General features: G+C 61.8%; 14 protein-coding genes. 5 read left to right on the top strand and 9 right to left on the bottom strand.

Features of this window, described 5'->3' with window-relative positions; genetic code table 11:
• Nucleotides 1-23 precede the first annotated feature (23 nt).
• The 8 genes from D1369_RS26545 to D1369_RS26515 form a co-directional block, all read right to left on the bottom strand.
• Nucleotides 24-338: a hypothetical protein gene (locus D1369_RS26545; RefSeq protein ID WP_007382115.1), complete on the bottom strand. Its 315-nt coding sequence runs from the start codon at nucleotides 336-338 to the stop codon at nucleotides 24-26.
• Between the two features lie 12 nt (nucleotides 339-350).
• Nucleotides 351-506, bottom strand: a complete 156-nt coding sequence (locus tag D1369_RS43085; RefSeq protein WP_007382116.1) for a hypothetical protein — start codon at nucleotides 504-506, stop codon at nucleotides 351-353.
• 14 nt (nucleotides 507-520) lie between these two features.
• Complete coding sequence (locus tag D1369_RS26540) at nucleotides 521-715, bottom strand: mobile element transfer protein (protein WP_007382117.1); 195 nt, start codon at nucleotides 713-715, stop codon at nucleotides 521-523.
• Nucleotides 716-737: 22 nt separating this feature from the next.
• Nucleotides 738-1421, bottom strand: coding sequence for a DUF2637 domain-containing protein (locus D1369_RS26535; protein ID WP_007382118.1), 684 nt, complete (start codon nucleotides 1419-1421; stop codon nucleotides 738-740).
• Nucleotides 1422-1494: 73 nt separating this feature from the next.
• Entirely contained in the window at nucleotides 1495-1695 is a 201-nt protein-coding gene (locus tag D1369_RS26530; RefSeq protein WP_007382119.1) for a hypothetical protein, read from the bottom strand.
• On the bottom strand, nucleotides 1692-1904 hold the full coding sequence (locus D1369_RS26525; protein ID WP_007382120.1) for a hypothetical protein: 213 nt from the start codon (nucleotides 1902-1904) through the stop codon (nucleotides 1692-1694). The genes D1369_RS26530 and D1369_RS26525 overlap by 4 nt, the downstream gene beginning before the upstream one ends.
• 82 nt (nucleotides 1905-1986) lie before the next feature.
• A complete protein-coding gene (locus tag D1369_RS26520; protein ID WP_007382121.1) occupies nucleotides 1987-3330 on the bottom strand; it encodes an FtsK/SpoIIIE domain-containing protein in 1344 nt (447 codons plus the stop codon).
• Nucleotides 3331-3335: 5 nt separating this feature from the next.
• Nucleotides 3336-3683: a hypothetical protein gene (locus D1369_RS26515; RefSeq protein ID WP_007382122.1), complete on the bottom strand. Its 348-nt coding sequence runs from the start codon at nucleotides 3681-3683 to the stop codon at nucleotides 3336-3338.
• Nucleotides 3684-3817: 134 nt separating this feature from the next.
• Between D1369_RS26515 and D1369_RS26510 the strand changes: the two genes are divergently transcribed.
• From D1369_RS26510 to D1369_RS26495, 5 genes are all read left to right on the top strand, one after another.
• Nucleotides 3818-4591 carry a GntR family transcriptional regulator gene (locus tag D1369_RS26510; protein ID WP_007382123.1) on the top strand — a complete coding sequence of 258 codons (774 nt, stop codon included), beginning with the start codon at nucleotides 3818-3820 and terminating at the stop codon, nucleotides 4589-4591.
• Nucleotides 4592-4604: 13 nt separating this feature from the next.
• Nucleotides 4605-5117: a GNAT family N-acetyltransferase gene (locus tag D1369_RS26505; protein WP_007382124.1), complete on the top strand. Its 513-nt coding sequence runs from the start codon at nucleotides 4605-4607 to the stop codon at nucleotides 5115-5117.
• Nucleotides 5118-6243: 1126 nt separating this feature from the next.
• Complete coding sequence (locus D1369_RS26500; RefSeq protein WP_007382125.1) at nucleotides 6244-7518, top strand: DUF262 domain-containing protein; 1275 nt, start codon at nucleotides 6244-6246, stop codon at nucleotides 7516-7518.
• Nucleotides 7519-7527: 9 nt separating this feature from the next.
• Complete coding sequence (locus D1369_RS43080; RefSeq protein ID WP_158680125.1) at nucleotides 7528-8556, top strand: HEPN domain-containing protein; 1029 nt, start codon at nucleotides 7528-7530, stop codon at nucleotides 8554-8556.
• Between the two features lie 241 nt (nucleotides 8557-8797).
• The gene (locus D1369_RS26495; RefSeq protein ID WP_007382127.1) at nucleotides 8798-10984 is read left to right on the top strand and encodes a DNA methyltransferase; all 2187 of its coding nucleotides are present in this window, start codon (nucleotides 8798-8800) and stop codon (nucleotides 10982-10984) included.
• On the opposite strand, the gene D1369_RS43075 is transcribed toward D1369_RS26495, so the two are convergent.
• Nucleotides 10950-11828, bottom strand: a complete 879-nt coding sequence (locus tag D1369_RS43075) for a hypothetical protein (RefSeq protein WP_158680126.1) — start codon at nucleotides 11826-11828, stop codon at nucleotides 10950-10952. The two genes, D1369_RS26495 and D1369_RS43075, sit on opposite strands and share 35 nt — an antisense overlap.
• Nucleotides 11829-12214 lie beyond the last annotated feature (386 nt).

The raw sequence follows: 12214 nt of genomic DNA, 5'->3' as shown, positions 1-12214 counted from the left end.
ACAGAGGCCGCTCCGGGGGCCGGTCAGCGTCGGGTGTCGGTGGTGAGGATCGAGCGGACGACCAGGGCGCAGATGGCGAGCGAGGCGCCGGTGATGGCGACCGCGAGAAGCATCGAGACCAGGACGGCGCCGACCACGAGCACGACAGCGATACCGGCTCCGGCCACGGTGACGACCGCACCGGGGGTGAGCTGCACGGTGGGCCGCGTTGCGACAGGCGCCATCGGGGCCGGCGGCGGGGTCGGGGCGCCGGTGGTGATGCTGGTCGGCTGGATGACGGCGGGCGGGGTGGTCAGGCCGGTCGGGGTCGGGTTGACGGGGATTTTGGGTCGGATCATGGCGGGGTCTCCTTACTTGGTTGCGGTGTCGATGGCGGGGGCGAGGAAGCTGTCGGCGAGGAGGTAGCCGCCGATCAGCAGGACGATCACGAGCCACCAGGGCGGCCGGACGAGCTTGACGCCGACCAGGCCCAGGCAGGCGATGAAGAACCACAGCGGCACGGACACGGTGTGATCTCCCTTCAGCGGACGGGGCAGCGGTGGCCGCGGGCGGCGACCATGGCGGCCTCGTAGGAGTCGTAGGCGGCCGACCAGCCGCAGTCCTCGGCTTCGCAGGCGGCGACGTACTTCATCTCGCCGGTACGTCGGTCGGGTCCGCCGCCGATCGCGGTGGTGCCCACGCGGTGCATCTCGTTCCAGATCTGGTAGAGACCCATAAGGGGTCAACTCCTTTCGATTTCAGGCGAGTTGGGCGGCGATGGCGTCCGCCATGGGGGCGGGTACGCCGAGGCGGGCGCGCAGGGTAGCGGTGTCGATCGGAGCCCCGGTGCGGGCCGTGTGGTCGGCTGCGATCTTGCGGGCGTGTTCGACGAGAGCGGCCGGAACCGGCATAGCGGAGACAGGAGCCGGCGCTGAGTCGGCGACTGGCAGGGCCGGAGGTTCCTCAGTCGCGGGCATCGCTGTCGGCTCTGGGGTCGGTGCGGGGGTGGGAGTCGGTTCGCGTTCCACGTCGAGGACGGCCGGGACGGGCGGCGGGGCCGTGTCCATCGTGTCTGCGGGGTGGTCGGGGGCGTGGGCGAGGAGGGTGCCGCCGAGGAAGGCGAGGGCGGGCCAGCCGGCGACGCCGAAGCGCAGCCAGGCGGGCGGGTGGGCGAGGTCGAGGAAGCCGGCCGTGGCGACGTTGGCGCCCAGCGAGGCGATGAGGGCGATCAGGAACCAGCACCAGGCCAGCCGAGACGGGCCATCGGCGCGCAGCCGGCGCCATGCAGCCACCAAGAGCAGGTCGACGCTGATCGGGTAGGCCCAGGCTTTCCAGCCGGTCTGTCCGGCCGCGGCGGCGAGGTCGTGCAGGTGGGCGAAGGACAGGGCGCCGGCGATCACGGCCTGCACGAGCACGGCGTCGGGGCGAATCGAGCGGGTCATGTCTTCACCTCCTTCAGAGGAGTTGGGCCAGGGAGGGGCGGGGGTCAGGTCCGGCCGCCCTGTCCTGGCGGGGTCAGTCGGTGGGGGCTTCGCCGGAGCCCCAGCACGTCACGCAGAGGGCGGCTTGCTGGTCGTCGGTAAGGCGCTTCTTACGGCCGCCGACCTGGACGGTTTCGGTGATCTCGCCTTTGCCGTCGCAGTCCGGGCACACGGCCGGCTCCGGCTTCGGAGCGGTGGCCTTACGGCGGGCGGTCGTCTTCTTCGCGGCGGTCACGGCGTCCACCCCTCGCCGGGGTACTCGGGGCCCTCGTTCGGGTCGTAACTGGGCGGCAGGAAGCCGGGCGGCGGCTCCGGCAGGGACGCGGCGAGCGCAGGGCCGACCAGTTCCACGAACAGCAGGTCGGAGCCGTCGGCATCGGCGTACAGGGCCAGGGAGCCGAGCATCCGCACGGTGCGGGCGAAGTCATCGCAGCGGGGGCACATGGCAGGCTCTCCCTCCTTTAGGCATGGCTCGGGTAGGGATCTGGCGCGAGGGCGGTCACGCCGGCCGTGGAGCGGGGAGGGTTCAGGCGGCCTCAGCCACCGCGGGGGCCCGGACGGGCGCGAGGTCGAGCAGCGGGCCGAAGCGGGCCAACTCCGGGATATCCGGGACCAGATGCGCGTACTTGTTGCAGGCCGCCACGGCTTGCCGCATGGTCGTGTGCGGGGTGCGGATGCGCACCCATTCACCGGTGGAGTAGCCGACCACGGCCATCCCGCGCCGTTCGTTGGGGATCTGGATCGCGGCGAACACGGCGTGCGGGGAGATGTCGCCGAACGCCATCTTGGCGGTCGATTCATCGTTGACGCGGTGCACCATCCGGCCGGTGAGCTGGGCACGCAGCATGGTGATGCCGTCGCCGAGTTCGGAGCCGAAGCGCTGCCCGTAGATGTCGAGGAAGATGCCGGCTGCGCGGCCGAGTTGGGCAAGGCGGACCAGGGCTTTGACGATGCGGTCGCGGCGCGGGTCGTTCTTCTTCGTGCTGAGCGCGAGTTCGGCGATCTCGTCGATGGTGACCACGATCGGCACCGGCCGCAGATCCTCGGGAAGATCCCAGATGTTCGCGGCGATCTCCGCATCCGGGGTGTCCGCGCTGATGCGCTGCGCGCGACGGATGACGTCGTAGATGACTTCCATCCGAGCAATGAGCGCTTCGAGAAGGTCGGCGGCATCGTCGGGGTTGTCGACGAGAGCGGAGAACCGACGCGCGAGCGGACCGAGTTCGACGCCCTTCTTGCAGTCGATGCCGACCAGCGCGACCGGTTGCGAGGCGAGTTCTTTGATCAAGGTGCGTTGGGTGACGGACTTGCCAGTGCCGATCGCGCCGACCGTGATCGAGTGCGGCACCTGCCGGTAGTCGCGGTAGTGCACGCTGCCGTCCTCGACAAGCGCAAGCGGGATCTTCAACAGATCACGCTCCGTCGTAGCCGGCATCTGCACCCGCTTGAGGACGTCATAGCCGGTCAGAGCGATCTCGATGACACCCGGCTTGATCTCGCGGGAGGTGACCTGATGGACGCCGAAGGAGTGCCGCAGCCGGTCGGAAGCGGCGGCGAACTCGAACGCATCCTGCCCGGGCCACATCCTGATCCGGAGCCGCAGACCGGTGCGGGTCGGGCGGATCCACAGCAGCCGCGGCACCCGCTGTTGCGGAACCGGCTTCTTCATCCACCGGGCCAGCGCCCGACGCATCCGCGAAGCGGGCACCGTCAGATGGCAGGCCTCCATCACGGCCGCGTAGCGAAAGCGCACCCGCACCACCGCGAGGACGATGCCGAAGCTCAGCCAGTACCAGACCGGGCGGCGCCACCTCAGCAGCAGCGCCAGCGCGACCAGGACCGCTAACGCGATCAGCAGCAGCTTGGCCATGACGATCAGCCCTTGCCGTTCGAGCCGGCCGGCGTGAGCTGCTTCGCGGCGACCGCGATCGCGCGGTAGGAGATGCCGTGCCCGAAGTCGTTCTCCCACGGGCGGGCCACCAGACCCGGCAGCTCAACCGGCATGCCCGGCATGAGGTCGGTCTGAATGCCGTCCTCGGCGACCACGATCGTCACCGCGTCCGGACGACCGTCCACGATCACGGCAACGTTGACGTTGTAGAGCACCTTGCCCGACGTCTTGTCGACAGCGACCTCACCGGTCTCCCGGTTCTTGACCTTCTTCTCCGGAACCTGGATCAGCATGACCGTCATCGCGGACGTGTCGACGGGAATCTGACGCATGATGCATCGCTCCTTGTTCGTGGCACACCTGGAGTGCGCCAACTGGCTTGAGCCACTTACTGGCTTAAGCCAGTTGAGCACACGCCGGCGCCCGGGTCAACAAGGTGGCTTGAGCCAGTTGCTAGACTCCCGTCATGACGTCCGCCCGTCCCTCGACTCCGCAGCCGCCCAGCAGGCGCATCGCTGAAGATCTCCGCCGTCAGATCGAGAATGGAGAGCTTCGAAGCGGCGACAAGCTGCCGTCGGAGCGTGCGCTAGCCGAGACGTACGGTTCGGCACGCAACACCGCCCGCGAGGCGATCCGGATACTCGCCGAACAGGGGCTCGTCACGGCCAAGCATGGAAGCGGCGTCTTCGTGCGTGAGCCGCAGAGGCTGTTCCGGTTCGGCAGTGATCGCTATTCGCTCAAAAACCGCGAGACGGGACTGACGCCGTTCCGACTGGAGGCGAGGCGCCAGGGCAAAGTGCCGAGGGTCGAGGTCCCGTCCATTGCTCGCGAGAGGCCGCCAGCGGACGTCGCTGAACGCTTGCAGGTGCCCGCGGGCGAGGAGAGCGTTGTCCACCGGGAAAACCACTACTTCGCCGATGATGTGCCGGTCCAAATCGTCTCCACTTACCTCCGATGGGACGAAGCGCAGGGAACATTGCTCATGCAGCCCAAAACCGGGAAGGACGGCATCTACGGCCGTCTAGAGGAACTTGGGCACGTCATGACACGAGTCCGAGACGAGATCAGCGCACGAATGCCCACGCCTGAAGAGGCGGCAATCCTCGAAATCCTCCCCGGCGTTCCAGTCCTCGAAGTACTGCACACGAGCCTTGACCAGGAGGGTGTCCCCTTCGAGGTCTCGCGTTATGTGCATCGAGCCGACCAAACCGGATTGCTCTACGAGCTACCAGTTGAGTGACTAGGAGCCGCACGTGAAATCTGTGATCGTTCGTCCCTTCGAAGACACCGATCTGGCCGGCGCCGCATCAGCGTTGGTGGAGGTGCACACGACCGACGGCTATCCAGTCGAAGGGGTGGATCACCCCGAGGAATGGTTGCGCTCTACCGACGTGATCGCCGCTTGGGTGGGCCAGCTCGACGGGACGACCGTCGGACATGTAGCGATCATGCGCCCCCGCGGTGAGGACGCAGTGTCTCTATGGATGCAGCAGAGTGGAGACAGGGAAGACCAAGTGGCCGTCCTGGCCAGGTTGTTCGTCGTCAAGGAGGCCAGGAAGCACGCCGTAGGTGAGCGCCTGATGCAGGCCGCCATGAGCTACGGCAGCGAGCATGGGCTTCGGCTCGTCCTGGATGTGATGACCAAAGACTCCGCCGCCATACGGCTGTACGAACGGCTCGGTTGGCGCGAGATCGGCCGGGCCCCGCACCATTACGGAAACGGCCAGAGCATCGACGCGGTGTGCTACGTCGCACCGAGCCCTTGATCCCGACGCGGTAGAACTTTCCCTACTTCATCAAGGCTCGCTGCGCTCGCTCGTCTGGCGGCCGACGGCGCTGGTCGATCATCGCCACCCCGACCGCCGCACACTCCGCCCAAGCGCATCAACGGCCGCTCCTCCCGCCCGCATGCCACCGCCGCCACGATCCGGCCTCAGGAAGGGAAAGACGCAACAGCAGCTCGACCCAAACGCCCCGCTTCCGGGGCCACGTCGCACCCTTTCCACCGGTTGCCTACACCAGTAGGTCGGATCAAACCGAGGGCCGCGCAAGCGCGGCGGCGCCGGCCGGTCGCCGCCGCGCCGCCTCCATGTCTTCGCCACCGGCCGCACGTCGCCGCCCGTCCGTCGCCGCACACAGCGGCCACATTCCAACACGGGCACGGGGACGAACGGTGATCCCCAACGGCCCAGGTCAAAGACGCTTTGTGTTACCGATAGAGGCCGGATCGTGGTGGCGGTAGCATGCGGGCCGACGCTGCCAGATGCGCGGGCGTTCGTACGACCCGCTGATCCGCGCACCAGGCCACCGGCCGGACGGCGGGCGCAGCCATGAGAGACGGAGAACCCCTCCGTGGCTGGGGCGGCCGGCTCCGCGACTTTAGCCAGCCACTTTGGCGCGAGCCTCGAAGATCATGGCCCCAACGTCGTGCTTTAACGGGCAGGTCCACAGACTGCCCGACGCGCCGGAAGCTTACGGGGCCATGATCACTCGCGCCAAAGCAGCTCCCGGCCAAAGTCCCTCCGCCGACCGCGTGCACGCCTGCGGAGACACGGGCCTCAGGCACCCACGGCACGTGACCGGCTCACCAGGTCAGCCGTGCTCAGCATCCGCAATCCCCCACCCCTACTTCAGAGCCCCAACACCACTGGTGAATCTGAGCAGGAGCCTCCGTCTACCGAAGTCTTTCGCCTATAACATGTGATCGTTACCCTCAGGCTGACGGCAAGCCAGGAGACCGATCACTTGCGCTGGCCGCAACCACGAGAACAGGCTAGGTACCGGACATACGAGACGGGAAACTAAGAGAACTCCGTCAATCGAAATTCCTGCCGCCAAGCAGTCACATCAGAACATACTCGAGCAAAAGCAGACCGAGGGGGAAATAGGCGCATGCCTTCGTCTCAGCAAGAGAACCAGGACGACTGGGCTTCGACTGAAGGGGCCGAAACAGCTGCCGACAGCCAGAAACTTGACCTCCTGCCCGGCGAAAAAATCGACTTCACCATCCCGTCGACCTCAACACTCCAGGGATACGCCGAGAAAGAAAACGTCGTTCGCCGCGGACAGACCGACTTCAGAATCGTCACCGAACAGGCGCGATACCAAGTTGCACAGATCCCCGATCTTGTAGGCAGTGCGGAATGGAATCTAAACCCGGACTTCCAGCGACGTCACCGGTGGGACATTCCGAAGAGGTCCAGGCTCATTGAATCGATCATGCTTAACGTGCCGATCCCGCCCATCTTTTTGTACGAAGCAGAGCTAAGCCAGTTCGAAGTCATGGATGGCCTCCAAAGGCTGACGGCGATCTCCGAGTTTTACAAAGACTCATATGAGCTTCAGGATCTTGAGTATTTCCCCGATCTCAACGGGAAATCATTCTCGTCCATCGACGACGTAACTCGCCGCATCATCGGCCGGCGATATCTCAGCGCCGTGATCCTTCTCCACGAAACGGGAAAAACGCCAGAGGAAGCCGATCTTCTGAAGCAGCTGGTTTTCGAACGCATCAACAGCGGAGGTGTCGACCTGACGCCCCAAGAATCCCGGAATGCTCTCCTTCCGGGACGAATGAATAGACTTTGCTTGGACCTCGCAGAGACGCCGAGTTTTCGTCGACTGTGGGGAATGACGGCCCCAGAGGGCACAGCGGATGGCGATGACGATCCCATTTCCGCACATCCATTTTATCGGTCCATGTATGATGTTGAATTGGTCCTGCGCTTCTTCGCGTACCGTCAACGCTTGGCTGGTGGAGTCGGGCATCGCCGTAATCTACGAGGATACCTTGACTCATATCTTGGGGCCGCAAACCGTTACAGTGAAGAGCTCATCGAAGAACTACGCCTCCTCTTCATACGGACTGCTGATCTAGTTGAGCAGGTCTTGGGCGAACAGGCATTTTGGCTCTATCGCCACCGTAAAGGCGCATGGCAGTGGATTGAAGAGCCAGCAGTAGTGGCTTACGAGCCGCTTATGCTCGCATTCAGCCAGCGGCTTTCTGCTGCAGAAGCCCTCACAGAAAAAAGCGCCGAGATTCAAGCTGATCTTCCACGGTTCTATCAGGAAAACGGCGATCGAATCGACGGACGGAAAGTTAACTCTAGGGATCTAGAAGAGCGAAATCGGCTCTACCTCGGGTTCCTCGACTCTCACCTGGCTTGAGGTGCAGTCATGCACACCGTCCTGAGATCCGCCGTAGCTCGGTTCGATGAAGTCCTTTCCGTGCTTCACTTCGACCAAAACCTGCGCACTATGCCGGAAACCGTATCCTCCGCACGCAGTGCCGAATGGCGGCGGATGATATACTCCGGAACCGTCATCAACATGTACGGGGCACTGGAGCAGTTCGTAGATGACATCGTAAAGAAGTACGCAAGTTTCACGAACATCCTATTTACGGAATACGAGAAAGTGCCTGAAGCGCTTCGTAAAGCTCACGACGAGCAAGCCCGTAGGCTCCTGAATCGTGACAGCGGAGGTCGGCTGAGTCGCGATGACACAGACCACATGGTCAGATGCCTCGCCTCCTGTTTGGACGGCGGAACAGAATTCAAGATAAGTGGCACCGCGCTCAGCTACCATGACAATAATCTAAAAATTGGCATCCTGTCCGAGATTTTCGGCCGCGTCAATGTATCACTAGACGCCATCACCAAGGCATTGGATCTCGATGCTTTCGAGAATGGCATCCTCAATGGGATTTACGCTGATCTGGACAGTCTACTTCTGGATCTTGTCAACAGAAGAAACGAGATCTCGCATGGCGACTACCCTGACTTGCTTGAGCCGGACGTTTTGTCGGGAGTTGCCAACGTTTTGAAGTGGCTGGTTGCCGCCCTTTTCGATGAGCTTCGGAAATCAACATTCAATTCCATCAGCTCCCTAGACGTGGGGTACGTTACGAAATATTACGAGCAACCTAAGGCCCACCTTATCGAACTGAGTTCTGTAGAACTGTCCGTAGGAGAGGTATTGTTCGGGTTTGAAAGGAGCACTCAGCGCCTTCGAGCCGCAAAAATCACCTCTCTTCAAGACGACTCAGTCTCCACTGATTCAGTTTTGCGGGAGTCAATGCGCGATAAGGAAGGGGTAGTGGGCCTTACAGTTGATCCGCCGGTTAAATTTGGCGGAAAAATCTCGACTATTCCACTCGAAGTCGCAGAAATTTTGTACGATGATGATTTCAGAGCACTACAATAGTTTTCGTTACATGCCCAGACGACGTCGTCTTCGCCGGCTGCCAGTCATTGGCTAGCAGCACTGGCCTCGATGCACCCCACCGCAGCAGACGCACCGAGCTGCTTGTGTCAGCTTCAGAGCGTGTTCTGCGGTCATGTAGCCGACAGATCGTGCAGTCATCAGCCTTCTTGCACCACCCTGCCAGGGCGGGTTCCAGGACGCACGGCGACGGTAGATACTTAGAGCGATCCTGGAGGAGTAAGTGACGATCTTCGAGCAAGAGAGCATGTTCAGCACGGGCAATGCGGAGCCGGCGCAGATCTCAAGGAACGCGGTGCCACCGGTGTCTGCGCTGGAGACAGCCTTCCCTGCAGGGCTGGTGTCCGCCGCAGCTGAACGGGAGTCTTGGCGCAAGGAAGTACACCGCCCAGCGACACACACGCACAAATGGTGGGCACAAAGGCTGGGTTCGGTATTTCGAGGGATCCTCGCGGCCGCTGTGGCAGAGAGCGAGCAAGACGCCGTCGAGTGTTACAGCAACGCCTTGCGACTCGAAGATCTCGTCGTATGCGACCCCTTCGCCGGCTCCGGGACGACGCTAGCGGAAGCCGCCAAGCTAGGCGCAAAAGTGGTTGGCCGAGATATTAACCCGGTAGCCACCCTGGTGCAGCGGCAAGCGTTGGCTCAGTGGGATCTGGCGCGACTGGAAAGCGTCTACAAGCAGGTTGAAGCCCGAGTCCGTCGTGACATCGACGAGCTCCATCGCGACAAGCACGGGCGTACGGTCCTCTATTACTTTTGGGTTGCTCTGGCGCAGTGCCCGCACTGCCCGCCCAGCTCACCTCCAGTCGAGCTGTTCAGCCGATATGTCTTCGCACAGCACGCGTATCCAAAGAAGTACCCTAACAGCAAGGCTATTTGTCCTCACTGCCATGCGGTCGAAATTGTAAACGTCGTTGAGGATAAGCAGATCGAGTGTGGGTCCTGCCGGCAAGTGTCAAGCCTGACAGGTCCAGTCAACCGTGCGGTGATGACGTGCCAGCAGGGCCACGAAACCAAGGTTCTTGACTCACTCGGCGATCAGCCGCCGAAAATGCGTATGTACGCAAAGCAAGTGCTCTCAAATGACGGCACGCGCCTGTACGAACCGATTGATGAATTCGACATTGCACTGTACGAGAAGGCCGTGAGGCTCCTCGCAGAGCAAGCTGAACATCTCGTCCTGCCGGCCGGTACGCTTGATGACGGTTACAACACTCGTCAGGCAATTCGCTGGAACTACAGAGAGTGGAAGCATTTCTTTAACGCCCGTCAGCTGTACAGTATGGGCTTGCTCGGATCTGCTATTCGGGACCTCGATTCCAGTCCGGAACGGGAAGCATTGGCGACGCTCTTCTCGGGAGTGCTGGAGTTCAACAACCTTTTCTGCTCCTTCAAGGGTGAAGGTACGGGAGCAGTACGTCATATGTTTTCTAACCACGTGCTGAAGCCCGAGCGTACGCCTTTGGAAGCGCATCCTTGGGGGACACCCGTTTCCTCTGGGTCTTTCTCTACGCTATATAAATCTCGGATCCTTCGCGCATGGGAATATAAGCAGCAACCGCATGACCTCGTTCCCGTCGATGGAAAGCCGGAACGGGCATTTAATCTTTCCGTGCCTTTGTCGCTTCAGCTTGGCAGCGCAGAAGACCTTCAGCATCAGCGCTCCAGTGCATATGTGCAGTGTGGGTCTTCGGCCTCCTTCGATCTGCCGAACAACTCCGTCGATTTGGTGATCACCGACCCGCCATTCATGGACAATGTTCACTACAGTGAGCTTGCCGACTTCTTCCATGCATGGCTCCGTCAGATTCAACCGTTCGATGATTACCCAACTGATGTTGGAACCACCCGGCACACGGAAGAAGTTCAGTCTGCGGACCCTGGCGAATTTGGACACGCTATCGCGGCCGTTTGGAAGGAGTGTGCGCGCATTCTCAAGCCGAGCGGTATCCTAGCCTTCACTTTTCACCAAGCGCGGATTGCTGGATGGATTGAATTGGTCAAGGCCCTGGAAACCGCCGGGCTGGTAGTTACGGCGGTTCAGCCGGTCAAGGCAGAGATGAGCACAAGCACCATCAAGTCCAGTGCTGCCAATCCATCAAACCTGGACTCGATCGTTGTTTGTCGGCAAGCTGATCAGGTCACCTCTGCCCTGCCCACGACGGCCAGTGCAGTTCGAAAGAGGGCTGTCACTGCCTTGCGTGAGTGCCTTGACGCGGGAATCACTGTCGGCTATGCCGACGTAGAGTCAGTTATTAGGGGCTCCGTCCTAGCACTTCACACGCTGCCCGATTGCACTGCGAGCCTTGAAGAGCTCTCGATCGATGCTGAAAGGGAAGTCTTCAAGGCCGCCACTGAGCTTAACGTGGAACCTAAAAAATCGAGTCGCGAAGCAGGTCGATCTTAAATCTGCCCCGCTGAGCGGTTTCCTCAGTTCGCTTTTTGGGAGTCGGGAATGGGTCCTCGACAGGATCCTCCACTCTTGAATCCAAAGCCGCGACACGGTAGCAGTGGAATCGTTCCTTCCTGGGTTGCAGACCTTCTACGGGTTTCCACGAACGGGTGATGGAGCGAACGTAAGCAAGATCTGGAAACTCTTCGTGAAGATCTTCCCTCTCGCTGATGAGCGTTGCTTGCTTTTGCATCCATGACCAACCCAGAGGATTGGCAAAGACGAGCATAGGGCGTTGCCGGTCCGCGCCATCACCATATGTGCCCAGACCAATCGCCTTCTTACGTCTGCCAGTGATTCGATCGTACAGATCGGTGTCTTTGCTTAGTGCAGCTCCTGCAACCAAGGCCATACTTTCGACGTAGACCTGTTGCGTATCGTGCGCCTGGCCGAGCAACGCGAAGAGATAGAAGGAGGGGACCAGGATCTCCTCGTTGCGCTCCGAGTACAGACGCACGGTTTCACAAGGAGGTGTGCTGTTGTAATCCATCCCGGAACCACGCGCCGGCAAGCCGGTCGCTTTATCCGGGGAGATCTTCTTAACCTCGATAGCGACAATCGACCTTGTATCGAAGTCTTCTCCCCCATTTGCTAGTAGCCGATACTCCTCTGGCCGCGCGAGCACAATGTCTGGGTTGACAAGTGGCTTTCCAGCGCGGAGGACACGCAGCTCTGGCGGGAGGGTCCGCTCCAACACGTCAGCGATGTGCTCGTCGAAGGGGTCATCTTGCGTCTCGCCCTTCCCACGTAGCGTGAAGGGGATAGGTATGCCCTGCCTGTCAAACAGCGACTGCGTCAAGGCAACGAAGGCAGCTGCTGGCAGGTCGGTTGGGGGTTGGTCGTTCCTGTACGTATGCCTCACGCAGCATGACTAACACGAGTCACGTCTGCCACGGGGGCGATCTTGAGAATCTGCGGGATCCGAGGCCACATCGACCACCCCACGGCGTACTGTGGCCTATTTGTGGACGAGCAGAGTGCGCGAAGCGGCAGCCGCCGCCGCTGACCTGCCGAAACCGGTGATCCGGCGGCGGCCTCCGGAGCCGTGTGCTACTCAGCAGGACGCCTAGCGTTCAAGACCACTGAGGAGCCACGGTGTTCTTCGCAGACAGCCCACCAGCTGTCTCCACCCTTGTCCTGCACGTGAACGCTCCAACTCGCCTTACGGCTACAAGGAGCGCCCCA

Source organism: Streptomyces sp. CC0208, from assembly GCF_003443735.1.
Lineage (GTDB): Bacteria > Actinomycetota > Actinomycetes > Streptomycetales > Streptomycetaceae > Streptomyces > Streptomyces sviceus.
Note: the sequence above shows the minus strand (reverse complement) of the source record. Positions and strands in the feature narration are given on the sequence as shown.